Source organism: Halomonas sp. DP8Y7-1 (genome assembly GCF_019801685.1).
GTDB classification, from domain to species: domain Bacteria; phylum Pseudomonadota; class Gammaproteobacteria; order Pseudomonadales; family Halomonadaceae; genus Halomonas; species Halomonas litopenaei_A.
The window spans coordinates 109,933-126,903 of sequence record NZ_JAHVIN010000001.1 but is presented as its reverse complement, the minus strand read 5'-3'; the positions used below and the strand labels follow the sequence as shown (position 1 = coordinate 126,903).

Genomic DNA, 16,971 nt, shown 5'->3' with positions numbered 1-16,971 from the left:
GAGTGTGCCCATGTCCACCACTACCGACACCCGGCTGCGTGAGCTCGAGCAAACCATCGCGCGGCTGGAAGAAGAAAAACGTCACTATCAGTGGCTGGCGGAAAGCACCACCGATCTGATCTCGCGGCACGACCAGGACGGCGTCTTTCTCTATGCGTCCCAGGCCTCGCAGTCGCTGCTCGGCTTTGCGCCGGAAGAGCTGGTGGGCATCTGCGCCTATGACATGTTTCACCCCGACGACCTGGCCGCCCTGCTGAGCAAATCACCCAGCATTTACTACCATGAAGGCTTCTACGAGCAGACCTACCGTTTCCGCACCCGTGCAGGCCACTACATCTGGTTCGAGACCACGAGTCGAACTCGCCGAGACCCCGCCACCGGCGACTTGATCGACATACTCTGCGTATCCCGCGATGTCAGCCGGCGGGTCGAGGAAGAAGCGAGACGTCAGCGCCTGGCACGGGTGGTCGAATCGACCACGGACTACGTGCTGTTCTGCGATGAAGACGAGACGCTGGTCTACTCGAACCAGGCGGCTCGCGAGCTGCTGGGCCTTGCCAAGGACAGCCCCTCGCTTGCCATTCGCCAGCTGCTGACCACCCAGGCCACCCAGACCTGGTGCCAGCAGGTACTGCCAGCCATTCACCAGCATGGACGCTGGAGCGGAGAGTTGGCCCTGGCCAGCCCTGGCGGTGACATTCCGGTGCTCAGTGTGGTCCAGCAACACCGTGAACAGGCAGGCCATGCCCAGCTATCCCTGGTCAATCGAGACCTCAGCCTGCGTCTGGAAGCAGAAGCGCAAGCGCGGCGCCACCAGGAACAGATTACTCATGCCAATCGGCTGGCCTCCCTCGGCGAGTTGGCCACCACGATTGCCCACGAGTGCAACCAGCCATTGGCGACCCTCAGCAACTATGCCAGTGGCGCGCTGATGCAGCTTGAACGCAACCCCCAACAGCCCGCCAGTGAGCTCACCGTTCCACTCACCCGAATCAGCCATCAGATTCAGCGGCTATCGGACCGTCTCAAGCATATTCGCCGGTTTGTTCGCCGTGGCAGCCTGCACCTTGCCCCCCAGGACCTCTCCGCCATCATCTCTGCGGCGGTCGACCTGTGGGAGCCACAGTGCCGCCACGAAGGGGTTCAGCTCATCTGGTGCATGACGCCTCCTGGCCTGTACGTTACTGCCGACGCCGAGGGACTGGAGCAGGTGTTGGTAAACCTGATTCGTAACGCGCTAGACGCCTGCCGCGACACGGTGGCCACTACCTCGCCTCCCCGTATCCTCGTCGATGCCTATCCCACCGGCGCAGATACGGTATGCATCGACATTCTGGATGACGGGCCAGGCGTCCCTGAAGATCAGCGTCCACAGCTCTTCACACCTTTTGTCAGCAGTCGCCCGGAGGGCCTTGGCATGGGGCTATCGATCAGTCTGTCATTGCTGGAGGCCATGGGCGGAGGGCTGACGCTTGAGGACACTGGTCGTGACGGCGCAACCTGCCGAGCTCCAGTGCCAGAGGATTCTCAGCGCTTCCAGGTGTCTTCCCCCTTTACCGGTGCACGCTTTCGCATCAGCCTCGCGCGCGTCTAGGCACCAGCGCCAGCGCGATGAACAGTCCCCGGCAGGGCCCCAATCGGATAGGATAACGACGTCTCTTGTTTTCTGTTATCGGCGGTCAGCATGTGCTCACCACATGTCCAGGCTCGCCAGACCACCTCGGTAACTGCCATGTCCCATGATGTTCCGCCTGCCACCGTCGCCATCGTCGATGATGACGAAGATCTGAGGGAGTCGCTGGCCTGGCTGCTGCAGTCGGTAGGACTCGGCGCTAGAGGCTACTCCAGCGGTGATGACTTTCTTGCCTCGACCCATTCGCATCAGGTGCTATTGCTGGATGTGCGCATGCCAGGACTCAGTGGGCTTCAGGTCCAGCAGCGGCTAGCCCAGCGCGACCAGCACCTGCCGTTGATCATGATGACGGGGCACGGTGATGTCCCCATGGCGGTGGCAGCCTTGAAGGCAGGCGCCTTCGATTTCATCGAAAAGCCCTTCAACCAGCAGCAGCTGATCGACACGATTCAACAGGCGCTGGATCTCCATCACTGCCAGATGAACCACTGGTCGCGACAGCAGGAGCTGAAGCGTCGCTACGACACGCTGAGAGCCAATGAGCAAGCCATCCTGCGGGAGGTGGCGCGGGGCCTGACCAGCCGTGAAATCGCTGAACAGCTATCCCTCAGCGCCAAGACCATTGAGGTCTACCGTCAGCGCATCATGAAGACGCTGGGTGCCGCCAATCTGGCTGAACTGATTCGAATGGCCGTTGCGCTGGAGTTGGTCGATGCGCTTCCGGCCACTCACTAACATCGCGCACTCGCCTGGCGAGTATCGCCACCTCGAACACCTTCTCGCCTCAGGCCGAATCACGCCATCGGTCAGGGCCGGCGCTTCGCTCCTGACGCCAGGAAGGCCCCTGAGGTGAACCCCGCAGCCGGGCCAGGCGCTGAGAGAGCGGCTCCAGCCCCAGCGCCTGTCGGCGTCGGTCCACGTCGGCAGGGTTCTCGATCTCACCAGGGACCGGCCAGCCATCCTCACCAATCTCGAACTGGGTGCCGTAACGCTGCGGCTGTCCCATCAGCACGCGCATCCGATCCTCCAGGTAGGCCAGCTGCCACCCGGGAGCCTGACTGTCGCCAACGGCCTGCTTCAGGGCAACACAGCAGCGCTGCATGAAGTCGACGTCAAACACCGCATGCATGGCGATATGCCACGCCGCCTCGCAACCATCCTCGCCTGCGGCATCGCGGCCAGGCCAGCCCTGACGATCGATGATCCCCGACAGCCGCTCGGCATTGTCCTGATACAACGCCCGAACCCGCGGGTGATAATCCATCGAGGGAAGTTCCCCGGAAGCGCTGAGTTCCTCCAGCAACGTCCGGTCCTGTTGCAGCAGCGTGATCATCTGCTGGGCCAACACTCCTTTGCGTATCGTCATCCCGAGCACCTCGTATCCGCTGATCTGCCACGCTTGATCACAGACTCCTAGGGTTAATGGTCTGCATCAATAGTCGATTCTCCGACCGCTCCGTAGGAAAACATCGACAAAGCAGGCTTGTTTCAGCAAAGAAAAGACTGGCGTCACCGAGCGCAGCGTGGGGTCAACCCGCATGCTAGAGTCCATGGGAACACCCTGGCATCCCTCCTCCGAGGCATCCCAGGCCTAGCAGACGACGCTGTCAGTGCTGCCACTTATGAGGACATGCTGATGAATGAGACCGACCTCCATCACCTGCGCCGTTGCATCGAACTGGCACAGCAGGCCCTGGACAAGGGCGACGAACCCTTTGGTTCGCTGCTGGTCGATGGCCACGGCAAGATACGCTTTGAGGACCACAATCATGTCGCGGCGGGTGACGCGACTCAGCATCCCGAGTTTGCCATCGCCCGTTGGGCCGCCACCCACCTGTCAGCAGAGGAGCGCAGGGCAGCCACGGTATACACATCGGGAGAACACTGCCCGATGTGTGCCGCCGCCCACGGTTGGGTCGGCCTTGGCAGGATTGTCTACGCCAGCTCGTCTGAACAACTGGGTCAATGGCTGGCGCAGTGGGAGGTCGCCCCGGCACCGGTGGCACCGCTACCGATTGGATCCATTGTTCCGGGCCTTCAGGTCGACGGGCCAGTCGCAGCGTTCGGCGATACGATTCGCGAACTGCATCGCCGGTACCACCAGGAGAAGCGCCTCAGAGGGTGACAGGACGCTGGCTTGCTTCCAGGTGGTCGCCGACCCTGAGCACGGCACCGACACCGTCTTCGATGATGGCATTCTGACCGAAGTAGGCGCCTTTCCAGCCAGGCTGTGTGTCCATTTCGACCAGCGTCTTGAGCGGCTCCTTGGGGGAAGGCGCAGCGCCACTGCGCTGATCAAGGGTAATGATCTTGCAACGCTTGCAGGGCTTGCGTAGCCCCAGTCGATAGCCTGGGCCCGCCAGGCTGCTCCAGTCACGCTCAGCAAAGGCGTCAGCGCCCGACACCACCAGGTTGGGACGGAAGCGCTCCATCGGGACGGGGTCTTCTCCCTTGGCCAGCAGTCGCTCGTTGAGCGCCGCCAGAGACGCCTCGCACGCAATCAGCAGTGGATAGCCGTCGGCAAAGCCAGTATGAACCACGCCCTGTTCCTGGGGGGACAGGTAATCAGTTTCGACCAGCCTTCTGGCGGAATCGGGGAGTCGCACCAGGCGCAAGGATCCTTGAGGAGCGCCCAGCGCAGCGGCGAGCCACTGTGACGCCTCAGGGCCCTCATCCTCCGCCTGGCAGTCACTTGCCCAGACCCTCACATCCAGCATGGCCCCACTGGTATCCGCCAATGGCACCACCAAGGGCGGCATATCCGCATGACGCAGTTGTAGCGCTGTTTCGGTCAGGACGACACCGATGGTCGCCAGCGCTGGCAGCTCGCGCTGGGTGACGAATTTGCCCGCGGGATTGACCAGCATCCAGCGACGATCATGGGCCAGGCCGCGCTCGGTAAGTTCCGCATGGGACAGGGTGATTCCCTGCAGGGACTTCACCGGATAGCAGGCGAGAGAGGACAGCTTCATCAACGTTCCTTGTCAGTGGTGGGTGCGCTCGACGTGGCGGTGAGCGGTAGCCATGCGATCTTACCCGACAATGCCGACACGCTGTCGTAACAGACTGTCGTGACGATCTATCACAGCGAGCTGTCGTGGCACGCTGTCGTGACATGCTTTCGTGACACGCTTTCGTGACACCCTATCGTGTCACCCCAGCGTGACAGCGCCCACAGGATCCATGACGCCGCTGTGGTAAGTGTCAGGTAAGCTGGCTGAGCTCAGCCAATGGCCAGTTCTACCGCCCTTTTCGCGTGGATCGCCGTGGTGTCGTACAGCGCCACCGCGGTATCCTGCTGATTGACCAGCAGCGCAATCTCGGTGCACCCCAGAATCACGGCCTGGGCCCCATCAGCGGCAAGCTCCTCCATGATGGCCAGCATCTCATCGCGAGACGTTGGCACGATCTGGCCATGACACAGTTCATCGTAAATGATGCGATGCACTTGCTCGCGCTGGGGCTTGTCAGGGACCCTGACGTCAATTCCGAAGGCCTCGAGCCGATCCTTGTAGAATCCCTGCTCCATGGTGAAACGCGTACCCAGTAGCCCAACACGCTTGATCCCGTCCATGACCAGTGCATCCGCAGTGGCGTCGGCGATGTGGAGCAAGGGAATATCCACGGCCTTCTCGATCTGACGTGCCACCTTGTGCATGGTGTTGGTGCACAACACGAGCATGTCGGCGCCGGCTTCCTGCACCTGCCAGGCAGCGCCTGCCAGCAAGGCGGCAGCGTCTTCCCAGCGCCCCTGCCGCTGGAATGCCTCGACTTCGGCAAAATCGACGCTGACCAGGACGATCTTGGCCGAGTGGTGTCCCCCAAGGGTCTCGTTGACGCCACGATTGAGGTACTGGTAGTAGCTCACCGTGGATTCCCAGCTCATTCCACCCAACAAACCGATGGTCTTCATGCCCGCCCTCCCGGAATCATCCCTGACGTCAGTATCGTCTAACCCACAGCATACAGGGACCCGCTGAGAGGAACAGTATCCATCAGCTCAACCCTTTGCTGCTCCTCAGTGGGCTGCGCGATTATGAACAACCGCTTTCTCCAGGCCCAGCACCTGGCCATGGGGAGTCGGGCAGCCTCGCACCTGCTGATACCCCTGTCGCTGATACCATGACACGGCGCGACTCCCCGACAGCACACGCAGGCGAAGGCATTGAGCACCCGACAAGCGCGCCATGTCTTCCCACAGTGCGAGCAAGTGCGTACCGATTCCCTTGCCGCGTTCATCCGGCACCACATGCAGCTCCCGCAGCACGGCAACATCAGCACTCCGCTCCCATGCCAGCAACCCCACTCGCCCACGGTCGCAGACCGCCCAGCGCCAGCACCTCTCGGGGAAACGCTGGTGAAACCGGTCACTGTCCCAGGTCAGCCCGTGGCGAAGGTAGTCATCTGCCATCTGATGACGCACTAGCGTTTCTGCCGCGTCTGCCTCTGCGCATCCCTCGAGCGTCACCCTATCGCCGTCCATGCTCCATGCCCCTTCCCATCCCCTTCCTACAACAACACGGCCCTGGTAAACACCAGGGCCGTGTTGTTGAGGCTATGACAAACCCGCGCCGTCAGAAGTTGGGTTTGCGTTTCTCGACGAAGGCGCTCATGCCTTCACGCTGCTCGTCGGATGCGAAGCACAGCGCGAACAGGCTGGTCTCCAGCGCCAACGCACTGTCCAGATCCTGATCCATGCCATCGTGGATGACCTGCTTGGCACTGCGCACGGCTCCCGGACCATTGCCAGCGAGCTGCTTGGTCAAGGTCTGGGCATAGTCTTCCAGCTCCGCCTGGGACATCACCTGATTGACCAGCCCGATACGCAGCGCCTCGGCGGCATCAATCTTGCGTCCGGTGGTGCACAGATCCAGCGCCATGGCCGGCCCCACCCGGCGCGGCAGGCGCTGTGAGCCGCCGAAGCCAGGAATCACGCCCAACAGAACCTCCGGCTGACCAAACACGGCGTTGTCGCTGGCCACCGCCCAGTCACAGGCCAAAGCCAGCTCGCAGCCGCCTCCGAGGCAAAAGCCGTTGACCAGGGCCACCACGGGCACTGGCAGCGTCTCAAGTCGCTTGACGGTCTTCAACGCCTGGGCCGCGAAGTCGCGCGCCTGCTGAGGTGACATCTCACGCATCTCGGTGATGTCGGCCCCTGCCACGAACGACTTTTCGCCAGCGCCGGTCATCAACACCGCACGCAGCCCTTCGCGGCCTTCCAGCTGGTCCAGTACGTCTTCCAACGCCTGAATGACACCGCTGTTGAGAGCGTTCAGCGCCTTGGGGCGGTTGATGGTCAGACGAACAACGCCGCCTGTATCGGTCATCTCGACCAATTGCTCACTCATGCAGGGACTCCTGTACGTGAAGGGACAGACACCGCTGTGAAGGCTTCAGCCGCCCTCCGACACTCGCCCGGGACGGGTGACGGGCCAGACGCCCCGAACAAGCATGGGATCTAGCGCGTGCTTCACAACGCTGTGCTCGAAACCGTGATAGTTAGGCCTTGCTCTCAAGACCGAGCTTTCATGACCGGGCTTTCAAGACCGAGCTTTCATGACCGGGCTTTCAAGACCGGGCTTTCAAGACCGGGGGTTCAAGACCAGGCGTTCGCATCACCCTAGCGAACGCTTGGTAGGCTCACAAGCCATTCTTTTGGCGCATATACGCCGCATCAACCACTGTAGTCGTGGAATCCTCGCCCGCTCTTGCGGCCCAGATAACCTGCATCGACCATTCGCTTCAGCAAGGGGCAAGGACGGTACTTCGGATCCCCGAAGCCTTCCGCCAGCACATTCATGATCGCCAGGCAGACATCCAGGCCGATAAGGTCGGCCAAGGCCAAGGGCCCCATGGGGTGGGCAGCGCCGAGCTGCATGGACGTATCGATATCGTTTACGCTGGCGACGCCTTCCTGCACCAGGAACGCTGCCTCGTTGATCATCGGCACCAGCAGTCGGTTCACCGCAAAGCCCGGCGAGTCTGAAATCGCCACAGACGTCTTGCCCATGGCCTCCGCCAGCGCCTCGACACGAGCCACCGTGGCGTCACTGGTCTGTTCAGCGCGAATGATCTCGACCAGCTTGAGCACCGGCACCGGATTGAAGAAGTGCATACCCACCACCTGTTCGGGACGTTGGCACACGCCGGCCAGTCGAGTGAGCGACAGCGAGGAGGTATTCGAGGCCAGAATGGCCTGGTGATTGAGCGCGTCCAGCTCCTTGAACAACCGTTCCTTGAGCTCTGCGGCTTCAGGGGCGGCTTCAATAATCACCTGCCGATCTGCCAGTGCATCAAGCGACGTGGACGTCGCCAGGCGGGCACTGGCAGCCTGCTGATCCTGCTCGCTGAGGCGACCTTTCTCCACCAGCCTGCCAAGTCCCTTGGCTATTCCTGTCTGCGCGCGCTCAAGGGCTTCCTCAGCGACATCACACAGCGTGACCTGGAAACCACTCTGAATCAGCACCTGGGCTATCCCCTGCCCCATGGTACCGCCTCCTACGACTCCGATCAGAGTCTCGCTCATGGCATCGTCCCTCTAGGTTTCATTCAATGGTTAATCGGTGATACATCTGCGACATATCTGTGTGAGTGCACGACCACGCTGGATCATATAGCAACGCCGCCGGAGATGACCGGCGGCGTCGTGCAACGTTCCTCGGCAGGTGGCATACCCTAGGCGGGTGGCGTCAGCTTTCCTTGGCTTGCTGACGCAGCATGAATTTCTGGATCTTGCCAGTGGAGGTCTTCGGCAGCTCGGCAAACACGATGCGCTTGGGCACCTTGAACCGCGCCAAGCGCTCGCGACAGTGTTCGATGATGTCCTGTTCGGTCACCTCAGAATGAGCCGCCTTGAGCTTGATAAATGCACAGGGACTCTCCCCCCACTTTTCGTCGGGCTGCGCCACCACGGCGGCTTCCTCGACGCCAGGATGCGCATACAGCACATCCTCGAGCTCAATCGTCGAGATATTCTCGCCCCCGGAAATGATGATGTCCTTGGAGCGGTCCTTGATCTCGATATAGCCATCGGCATGCCAGACCGCCAGGTCGCCGGTGTGGTACCAACCGCCATCCAGCGCCTCTCGGGTGGCGGCCTCATTCTTGAGATACCCCTTCATGACATTGTTGCCGCGCATCATGATCTCGCCAATGCTCTCCCCATCCTTCGGCACAGGCTCCAGCGTCACCGGATCGGCCACACAGAGTGCTTCCAGCATGTGACCACGCACACCCTGGCGGGCCTTGAGGCGGGCGCGCTCCTGCAGCGGCAACGCATCCCAGGCTTCGCGCCAGGCACACACGGTGACCGGACCGTAGACCTCGGTCAGACCATAGACATGGGTCACGTCGATTCCCATCGCTTCAACGCCCGCGATCACCGCCGCTGGCGGTGCTGCGCCGGCCGTCGTCGCCTTGACCGGATGATCGATGGGTCGACGGTCTGCCGCCTCAAGGTTGACCAGGCCGTTAAGTACGATCGGCGCCCCGCTGAAGTGGCTGACCTTCTCGTCTGCGATCAACTCCATGATGCGCTTGGGGTCAACCTTGCGAAGGCATACGTTGACCCCGGCGTTGGCGGCGATGGTCCAGGGAAAACACCAGCCATTGCAGTGGAACATGGGCAACGTCCACAGGTAGACGGGATGGTGTGGCATGGCCCATTCAAGAATATTGCTGACCGCATTCAAGTAGGCGCCTCGGTGATGGTAGACCACCCCCTTGGGCTTGCCGGTCGTACCCGAGGTGTAGTTCAGCGAGATCGCGTCCCACTCGTCCTCGGGCAGCCGATAGGGATACTCAGGGTCACCTTCCGCCAACAGCGCTTCATACTCCAGCTGCCCCAGACGCTCGGCGTTCCCCTCGAACTCAGGGTCCAGCACATCAATGATCAAAGGGGGATGCTCGAGGCCTTTCACCGCCTCGCCCACCACCTCGACGAACTCCGGGTCTACCAGGATGGCCTTGGTCTCAGCATGCTCCAGCATGTAGGCGATGGCCGCCGCATCCAGGCGAATGTTCAAGGTATTCAGCACGCAGCCTGCCAGGGGCACGCCGAAGTGGGCCTCGAACATGGCCGGCACGTTGGGCAACATCACCGATACGGTATCCCCCTTGCCAAGCCCGCGCTGCTCCAGCGCCGAGGCCAGGCGACGGCAACGCTGCCAGGTGGTGGCCCAGTCGCGGCGCACCTGTCCGTGCACGATGGCAGGCAGGTCGGGATAGACGCTGGCCGTACGTTCGATGAAGGTCAACGGAGAGATCGCCACATGGTTGGCTGTGTTGCGTGGCATCCCCTGGTCATAAAGACTACTCATTAGTAACTCCTTATTTTATGGCGCATGTTGACCCAGTGACGGCCTGCGTCTTCCGTTGGCGAAGGATAAATGGCAAGTGGAATGGGCCTGAAACAAAGATAGCCGCCGAGAAGCCTCGGCGGCCACGAGATCACGCGAGTGACAGTGACAGCCAGTCCTGGTAACCGGCTTCGATCACAGACCGTTGCGCGCGCCCTTCGGGCAGCCAGTGACGAATCGCAAAGTCGGCACAGACCAGCTTGCGACGATAGAACTCGTCATCCTGCCCGGCGTCCAGAGCGGCTCGTGCGACCAGAGCCGCACGCCCCATCTGCCATGCACACAGGACATGTCCTGCCAATGACAACAAGGGGGTGGCGTAGGCTTGCACCGCATCCGGCCCGCTGTGTTCGTCGCTGCCCTCTTCCAGCACCCTGGCAAGGCAGGCCCGGAGATCCTGGGTCGCCGCCGCCAGCTCATGGCCCAGCTTTTCGAGTGACGGGTGAGACCCCAGCGCCTGGGCGGTGCCATCGACGTCATCCAGCAGGCTCGACATCGCCGCGCCACCATCACGTTGCAGCTTGCGCCCGGCAAAATCCAGGGCCTGAATGCCATTGGTACCTTCGTAGATCGGCGCGATGCGCACATCTCGCAGCAGCTGGGCAGCACCGGTTTCCTCGATAAAGCCCATGCCGCCATGCACCTGCACCCCCATGGAGGCAATCTCCACGGCCTGATCGGTGGAAAAGCCCTTGACCACAGGAATCAGCACATCCACACGGGCCTGGGCGGCCTGTCTGACGCTGGCATCATCGTGATGCCGTGCAACATCCAGCTGCTGCGCACAGAGCAACGCCAGGGCGCGCAGGGCGTCAGTCCGGGTCCGCATCGACAGCAGCATGCGGCGCACATCAAGGTGCTGGGCGATATCACAGGCCTCGCCACCTCGGGCTGGCGGTGTTCTTCCCTGGGAGCGCTCGTTGGCGTAGGCCACGGCATGCTGGCAGGCACGCTCAGCCACACCGATGCCCTGAATCCCTACCTTGTGACGTGCCTCGTTCATCATGGTGAACATATGATTCAGGCCGCGTCCGGGTTCACCGACCAGATAGCCGATGGCCCCGTCCTTTTCACCAAAGCTGAGGGTGCAGGTGGGGCTGCCATGAATCCCCATCTTGTGCTCGATGGACGCGCACACGACGTCATTGCGCTCGCCCAGACTACCGTCTTGATTGACCAGAAACTTGGGTACCAGAAACAGCGAGATGCCCTTGTTGCCTTCGGGCGCATCAGGGGTGCGTGCCAACACTAGGTGGATAATATTGTCCGCTGCATCGTGCTCCCCCCAGGTAATGAAGATCTTCTGACCGAACACGCGGAAATGATCGCCCTCTGGCACCGCTCGGGTGCGTACGCGTGACAGGTCAGAGCCTGCCTGGGGCTCGGTCAGGTTCATGGTACCTGTCCAGCTACCCTCGACCAGACGCTCCAGGTAGCGTTCGCGCAGTGCTTCATCGCCATGGTGCGCCAGTGCTTCGATCGCACCGGCTGTCAGCATAGGGCACAGGCCCAGCGCCATGTTGGCGCCATGCAACATTTCCTGGACAGCACTGGCCACCACCTCCGGTAACCCTTGTCCGCCCAGCGACTCGGATACACCAATGCCATTCCAGCCGCCTTCCGCGTAGGCCTGGTAAGCCTCAGCAAACCCATCCGGCAACGTCACCCCGCCGTCGTCGCGTCGTTGGCAGCCCTGGCGATCCCCTGTGGCATTCAGGGGCCCCCACACATCGGTGGCTAGCTTTCCGGCTTCTTCCAGCACGGCATCGATCAGATCAGGACTGACCTCGCCGAAGACCGGCAGGTCCAGGGATTTGTGCTCAAGCAACTCACTCAGCACAAAGGCCATGTCTTTCAAAGGAGCGGCGTAGGGATACATGGGGGCACCTCATGAAAACGATACCCGCGATAGTAGATTCCCTAGTCGACGCAAACTATTGGGCCAAGGTCGAAAAACCGTAAAACGGTGATCTTCGACAAGGTCCATGCTCAGACCGGCAAGGTGCACGCACTGAGATGGGGCCAGCAACTGCCCAGGGCCAGGCCCCGTGGCGACGCCCTGTCAGTGCTCGGCAGACATCCTGCCGTACACAGAGGTGACGGGGCATGCCCCCAGGGATAAGGGATAAGGGATAAGGGAGAAGGGAAAAGCGAGAAGCGATGAAGGCGGTGATCAGAACGGAGGCTGCGGCAAAGGGGGTCAGAGAAAAAAAGTGGCCAGAAAAGACAGCGCCGCCGCCCGAAGGGGCGACGGCGGCATCAGGTCCCGAGTCTCTGTTCCGTCCTGACTGGCCGTGAAAGGCCAAGACATCAGAGCGACGACCCTACCGGACCCGTGGATCAGGGTGTCTGGCGAATGACATCAGTACCCTCGGGAATATCGAACTGGTAGCGCCCGTCATCGATCTGGCCATTCTGCTCGGCGTTGTCAAAGGCAATCGCCGTGCGTTGGCCGGTGCTGTCGGTCATTTCCAGTGCCGCCAACTCCTCGCTGTAGAAGGTCAGGCGCAGGCTTTCAAACAAGGTGTCGGCCGCCTTGGGTTCCAGCGTGAAGGTCTCCGAGGTGCCTTGCTGGGAGCTCGACACGTTATAGCTGTCGGTCAGCTCGCTGGCACTTCCCGACAACAGCAAGGCAGGCGTGTGCGTAACGCGTTCGTCCAGAGCCTGGATAGTGGCTTGCTGCAGGTCCGGGTCGAACAAGGTGACTTCGCTGCCGTCCGATACCACCACCTGCTCATACGGCGCCTCTACCTCCCAGCGGAACTTGCCGGGACGTGACAGCCACATGTGCCCCTCCGTACGCTGCAGTCGCTGACCGCTGCCGTCCAGAATCTGCTGTTCAAAATCGGCAGAGTAGGTGTTCAGCGGCTCCAGCATGCGCGTCAGTCGCTCGGCACCATCCGCCAGCGCAGTAGCAGGCACCGCAAGTGCCAGTGCGAGCGTGGCCAAGCCGGAAGTCAGGGTAAGGCGTGCAGGCATAGCGTCTCTCCGTCGATATGGTCGATTTCCCTGTCGTGCCGAAGTTGCTCCGGCATGAACGGGCATGTCCCTTTGAGCCCAGTATGCCTGGCAAGTTGCCATGAGTCTCAAACGCAACCGTCTGTTGCATGGTCGTTTCATGGTAGCGCCGCATGCGTCGCCAAAAAGAGACACATGCGACGATCGGGGGCTAGCCTCCTGCGGGAGGCGGTGCCAGCACTTCACGTCCACCGTTGGTGCCCATGGAGGACACGACACCGGCCATTTCCATGGCTTCCACCAGACGCGCGGCCCGGTTGTAGCCGATCTTGAAACGCCGCTGCACGGCGGAGATAGATGCGCGCCGCGACTCGGTAACAAAGGCCACCGCCTCGTCATACAGCGCATCCTGTTCGGCATCGCTGTCGTCACCGGAGCCCTCAGCCTCCAGCCCGGTCAAGGCATCGGCGGAGACACCCCCCGACAGGATCTCGTCAATGTACTCAGGCTCGCCACGGCGCTTCCAGTCCTCGACCACTCGGTGAACTTCGTCATCGTCGACGAAGGCCCCGTGAACGCGAGTGGGCTGGCCCGAGCCGGCCGGCAGATAGAGCATATCGCCGTGACCGAGCAGGTTTTCAGCGCCGCCCTGGTCGAGAATAGTGCGCGAATCCACTCGCGACGACACCTGGAAGGCCATGCGCGTGGGAATGTTGGCCTTGATCAGGCCGGTCACCACGTCCACGGACGGACGCTGGGTCGCCAGCACCAGATGGATACCCGCGGCGCGCGCTTTCTGGGCCAGGCGAGCAATCAGTTCCTCGACCTTCTTGCCGACGATCATGAACATGTCGGCAAACTCGTCGATCACCACCACGATGTACGGCAGCTTTTCCAGCACCGGAGGGGTCTGATGCATTTCCCACGGCTGAGGCTCCCACAACGGATCCGCCACCTGGGCGCCGGCACGCTCGGCTTCATCCAGCTTGCTGTTGAAGCCGGCGATATTCCGCACCCCCATGGCCGCCATCAGCTTGTAGCGGCGTTCCATCTCGGCCACACACCAGCGCAGCGCGTTGGCGGCTTCCTTCATGTCGGTGACGACAGGCGCCAGCAGATGCGGGATTCCGTCGTAGACCGACAGCTCAAGCATCTTGGGATCGACCATGATCAGGCGTAATTCGTCAGGGGTCGCCTTGAGCAGCATCGAGATCAACATGGCATTGACCCCGACGGACTTGCCCGAACCGGTCGTACCGGCCACCAGCACGTGAGGCATCTTGCCCAGGTTGGCGACCACCGCCGCTCCCCCGATGTCCTGGCCCAATGCCATGGTCAGAGCGGAGGCCTCGTCCTGATAGCGATCCGAATCGATCACCTCGCGCAGGCGAATCATGGCCCGGTTGGGATTGGGAATCTCGATCCCCACGGTGGGACGCCCCGGAATCACCTCCACCACGCGGACGCTCTTGACCATCAGCGAACGCGCCAGATCCTTGGCCAGGTTGCTGATCTTGGACACCTTCACTCCCGCTGCGGGCTTGATCTCGAAGCGGGTGATGACCGGACCCGGCCATGTGTCGACCACCTCGGCCTTCACGCCATATTCGCGCAGGCGCATTTCCAGCAGCTCCGCCATGTCGGCAAGCTGCTCTTCGGTGTAGTTGGGCTGGTGCGGCTCGGGCGGCGTCAACAGTCGCAGACCCGGCAAGTCACCATCGGGTTCGGGCAGATCATCGAAGCCGGAACGCTGGTTCTGCAGGTGCTCCACGGTCCACAGCGTCGGGCCGCCCTGATCGGCCGCTTCCCTCCCCTGCTCCGCTGTCGCCACATGGGGAGTGACCGGCGCATCGCTATCCTGGTGGTGGACATGCCCGCGGTCCTCGGCCGATGGCTCAGCTGAAGAGGCGTCGCCCCTTGGCGGAGCCTCTGCCGCCGTCACAGACGACTGCTGCCGACTGTCCACGGTGGGCTGCGACACGCTGTCAGGGTGAGCGCTTACCACCCGCCGAGGGGCCTCGTGCGTGGACGACAGCAGTCCAGCGCTGGACGCCAGGGCGCCACCAGCCAGCGCACCGCCGTCGTCTGGCAACACCGGCTCGGGGATATCCTCTGCCCGCCTTTCTTCGCGCTGAGGCGCTTCAGGGGTAGCAGCAGCGGGAGCTGCAGCGCCAGCTGTTGAGGAACCAGCCGTGGAGGGCCCAGTTGTAGAGGGACCAGCTGTGGAGGATGCAGCTTCGCTGGGCGGCTGCGGGGCGTTCGTCCTGTGCTGTCCCTGATTCGTACTGTGCTGTCCCTGAATAGCAGCGCCCCGAATAGCAGAGCCCTGAGGTGGCGCTTCGTCCTCGGCGTGAGCCGGCGACGGAGGCTGCGATGTCGTCGCACCGGCGTCAGCGGCATCTTCGGCTGCACGCTGGCCCGCGTGATCTTGAGGCGCCGGAGAGGCTGATACGCCGCTCTGCGCGGTGTCAGCGTCAAGCCTGCGCTCCTGGGCCTCGGCACTGGTGCTTTCTGGGGCCACGCTGCGCGTCTCATGGGGCATCGAGGCCGCCGGCTCAGGGGCAGCAGCCCCGGCGGCGGGCTCATCGCGCTCAGCGCGCAGGGCAAACGTTGGCTCCGCGGGCTGGCGGGTGTCACGCCTGACGTCAGCGGAGTGTCGTGTTGGCGAGCCCGCAACCGTATCGTCACTCGGGCCTGTCCCGAGACTCGCGCCCAGGGTGGGCTCCCGGCGCTCGCGGGCTGAGGTTGGTGCACTGCCAAAAGACGGCTCACGGCGAGCGGCTGTCCCAGCCTCCCTTTCGTGTTCCCGAGAGGGGCTGACAGAATCTCTAGCAGCGGGGGCACGCCCATGACGCTCATCAGCACCCAAGGCAGGCGCTGGCTCCTCCCTGCTTGCCCTCAGCCCAATGGAGGGCTCAGTGGCCGCGCGGCTATGGCCGGCTGTCGCCAGTCGTTCGGTATAGGCAGCCCCCGGCTGTTTGGCTGACGGCGTGGATTCCGCCACCTCCCATGGAATATCGGTGCCGTCCTCGGTGTCCCACTGCAGGCGCTCGGAGGCGACATCGCGACGACGGCCCAGCAAGCGCTGCCACCAGGCAGGCTTGTTTGCGGCCCCGTCTTGCTCGTCTTCGTCCTGAATGCCGCGCTGGGTGTGGTCCTCGACCGATGACTCCACACGATCCGCCTCAGCATCCGAAAGAGCCGGATCCTGGGCCTGCTTGCGCGCGGAGACAGCCTCGTCGGAGGCATCCTTGCCGCCCGCGAAACGCGCCTTGATCCAACGCCCCAACAGCAGGCAACGATGACCGGCCTCGTCCATCACGTTCAGCCAGGACAAGCCGGTGAACAATGGCATCCCGCCCAGAATCCCGACGACCGCCAGCAGCCCTGTGCCGCCATACCCGACTAGCGGGCGCAGCGCACCGACCAGCCCCACGCCAAGTATGCCGCCAGTGGAATACGGCAATACACTTTCCGGGTGGTTGAAATACAGCGCGCCGAGAGTCGTCGATCCCAGCAGCAGCAGCACCAGGCCGCCACAGCGAACGGCTAGCGCAGTGGCATCCCACTCAAACTCGACCCGCCGGGAGCGAATCAGATACCACGCCGCGAACGCCAGCATTCCCGGCCACCACAGGGCACTGACCCCAAACAGCGAGTACAGCACGTCGGCTAGCCAGGCGCCGATCGGCCCCATCCAGTTGGCGACGTCGGTTTCAGGACCGCTGCTCGACCAGCCAGGATCTGCAGGTTCAAAGCTGAACAGTGCCAGCAACAGGAACACACAGGCGGCCAGCAGCACGATGATGACACCTTCCCTGGCAGAGCCGTGCAGACGCAGGCCAACTTTCTTGGCGGTCTCCTTGGCAGCTGCCGCCGTCGCTCGAGACGACACAGACTTCTTGTTGGCACTCAAATGGCCTTCCCCTTGCGCCATGGCGGCGTCTTCCATCCTACTGACTGGCCCTCATGATACCGAGCCAGCCGGTGAGCGAATAGGCCCCAGACGGCTTGAGCGTGCCG

General features: G+C 62.5%; 13 protein-coding genes. 3 read left to right on the top strand and 10 right to left on the bottom strand.

The genetic code is table 11. From position 1 onward, the window contains the following. Positions 1-10 precede the first annotated feature (10 nt). Both KUV41_RS00520 and KUV41_RS00515 read left to right on the top strand, forming a co-directional pair. Positions 11-1,594, top strand: a complete 1,584-nt coding sequence (locus KUV41_RS00520) for a PAS domain S-box protein (RefSeq protein ID WP_222483668.1) — start codon at positions 11-13, stop codon at positions 1,592-1,594. A 138-nt stretch (positions 1,595-1,732) separates the two neighbouring features. Further along, positions 1,733-2,368, top strand: coding sequence for a response regulator transcription factor (locus tag KUV41_RS00515; RefSeq protein ID WP_206944345.1), 636 nt, complete (start codon positions 1,733-1,735; stop codon positions 2,366-2,368). A 49-nt stretch (positions 2,369-2,417) separates the two neighbouring features. Here KUV41_RS00515 and KUV41_RS00510 read toward each other — a convergent pair whose 3' ends face one another. Next, on the bottom strand, positions 2,418-2,999 hold the full coding sequence (locus KUV41_RS00510; RefSeq protein WP_222483667.1) for a DUF6624 domain-containing protein: 582 nt from the start codon (positions 2,997-2,999) through the stop codon (positions 2,418-2,420). Positions 3,000-3,269: 270 nt separating this feature from the next. Here KUV41_RS00510 and KUV41_RS00505 point away from each other — a divergent pair, with 270 nt between their 5' ends. Further along, positions 3,270-3,758, top strand: coding sequence for a nucleoside deaminase (locus KUV41_RS00505; protein ID WP_315900524.1), 489 nt, complete (start codon positions 3,270-3,272; stop codon positions 3,756-3,758). On the opposite strand, the gene KUV41_RS00500 is transcribed toward KUV41_RS00505, so the two are convergent. The 9 genes from KUV41_RS00500 to KUV41_RS19615 all read right to left on the bottom strand — a co-directional run bounded on the left by KUV41_RS00500 (position 3,748) and on the right by KUV41_RS19615 (position 16,885). Continuing rightward, positions 3,748-4,605, bottom strand: coding sequence for an MOSC domain-containing protein (locus KUV41_RS00500; RefSeq protein WP_206944349.1), 858 nt, complete (start codon positions 4,603-4,605; stop codon positions 3,748-3,750). The genes KUV41_RS00505 and KUV41_RS00500 overlap by 11 nt on opposite strands. Before the next feature lie 251 nt (positions 4,606-4,856). Next, on the bottom strand, positions 4,857-5,546 hold the full coding sequence (locus KUV41_RS00495) for an aspartate/glutamate racemase family protein (protein ID WP_222164224.1): 690 nt from the start codon (positions 5,544-5,546) through the stop codon (positions 4,857-4,859). Between the two features lie 105 nt (positions 5,547-5,651). After that, a complete protein-coding gene (locus KUV41_RS00490) occupies positions 5,652-6,116 on the bottom strand; it encodes a GNAT family N-acetyltransferase (RefSeq protein WP_222483666.1) in 465 nt (154 codons plus the stop codon). Positions 6,117-6,207: 91 nt separating this feature from the next. Then, entirely contained in the window at positions 6,208-6,981 is a 774-nt protein-coding gene (locus KUV41_RS00485; protein ID WP_206944353.1) for an enoyl-CoA hydratase-related protein, read from the bottom strand. Between the two features lie 326 nt (positions 6,982-7,307). Then, on the bottom strand, positions 7,308-8,159 hold the full coding sequence (locus KUV41_RS00480; RefSeq protein ID WP_222483665.1) for a 3-hydroxybutyryl-CoA dehydrogenase: 852 nt from the start codon (positions 8,157-8,159) through the stop codon (positions 7,308-7,310). Between the two features lie 163 nt (positions 8,160-8,322). Next, entirely contained in the window at positions 8,323-9,951 is a 1,629-nt protein-coding gene (locus KUV41_RS00475; RefSeq protein ID WP_222483664.1) for an acyl-CoA synthetase, read from the bottom strand. 130 nt (positions 9,952-10,081) lie between these two features. Then, positions 10,082-11,869 carry an acyl-CoA dehydrogenase gene (locus KUV41_RS00470; protein WP_222483662.1) on the bottom strand — a complete coding sequence of 596 codons (1,788 nt, stop codon included), beginning with the start codon at positions 11,867-11,869 and terminating at the stop codon, positions 10,082-10,084. 461 nt (positions 11,870-12,330) lie between these two features. Next, positions 12,331-12,969, bottom strand: coding sequence for an outer membrane lipoprotein chaperone LolA (gene lolA, locus KUV41_RS00465; protein WP_206944357.1), 639 nt, complete (start codon positions 12,967-12,969; stop codon positions 12,331-12,333). Between the two features lie 190 nt (positions 12,970-13,159). After that, a complete protein-coding gene (locus KUV41_RS19615) occupies positions 13,160-16,885 on the bottom strand; it encodes a DNA translocase FtsK (protein WP_222483660.1) in 3,726 nt (1,241 codons plus the stop codon). Between the last annotated feature and the right edge of the window lie 86 nt (positions 16,886-16,971).

What these genes read in the sequence shown, in the direction of transcription:
- KUV41_RS00505 (WP_315900524.1), top strand. Translation starts at nt 3,270, where the DNA reads ATGAATGAGACCGACCTCCATCACCTGCGCCGTTGCATCGAACTGGCA.
- KUV41_RS00520 (WP_222483668.1), top strand. Translation starts at nt 11, where the DNA reads ATGTCCACCACTACCGACACCCGGCTGCGTGAGCTCGAGCAAACCATC.
- KUV41_RS00475 (WP_222483664.1), bottom strand. Translation starts at nt 9,951, where the DNA reads ATGAGTAGTCTTTATGACCAGGGGATGCCACGCAACACAGCCAACCAT.
- KUV41_RS00480 (WP_222483665.1), bottom strand. Translation starts at nt 8,159, where the DNA reads ATGAGCGAGACTCTGATCGGAGTCGTAGGAGGCGGTACCATGGGGCAG.
- KUV41_RS00495 (WP_222164224.1), bottom strand. Translation starts at nt 5,546, where the DNA reads ATGAAGACCATCGGTTTGTTGGGTGGAATGAGCTGGGAATCCACGGTG.
- KUV41_RS00470 (WP_222483662.1), bottom strand. Translation starts at nt 11,869, where the DNA reads ATGTATCCCTACGCCGCTCCTTTGAAAGACATGGCCTTTGTGCTGAGT.
- KUV41_RS00485 (WP_206944353.1), bottom strand. Translation starts at nt 6,981, where the DNA reads ATGAGTGAGCAATTGGTCGAGATGACCGATACAGGCGGCGTTGTTCGT.
- KUV41_RS00515 (WP_206944345.1), top strand. Translation starts at nt 1,733, where the DNA reads ATGTCCCATGATGTTCCGCCTGCCACCGTCGCCATCGTCGATGATGAC.
- KUV41_RS19615 (WP_222483660.1), bottom strand. Translation starts at nt 16,885, where the DNA reads ATGGCGCAAGGGGAAGGCCATTTGAGTGCCAACAAGAAGTCTGTGTCG.
- KUV41_RS00510 (WP_222483667.1), bottom strand. Translation starts at nt 2,999, where the DNA reads ATGACGATACGCAAAGGAGTGTTGGCCCAGCAGATGATCACGCTGCTG.
- KUV41_RS00500 (WP_206944349.1), bottom strand. Translation starts at nt 4,605, where the DNA reads ATGAAGCTGTCCTCTCTCGCCTGCTATCCGGTGAAGTCCCTGCAGGGA.
- KUV41_RS00490 (WP_222483666.1), bottom strand. Translation starts at nt 6,116, where the DNA reads ATGGACGGCGATAGGGTGACGCTCGAGGGATGCGCAGAGGCAGACGCG.
- lolA (WP_206944357.1), bottom strand. Translation starts at nt 12,969, where the DNA reads ATGCCTGCACGCCTTACCCTGACTTCCGGCTTGGCCACGCTCGCACTG.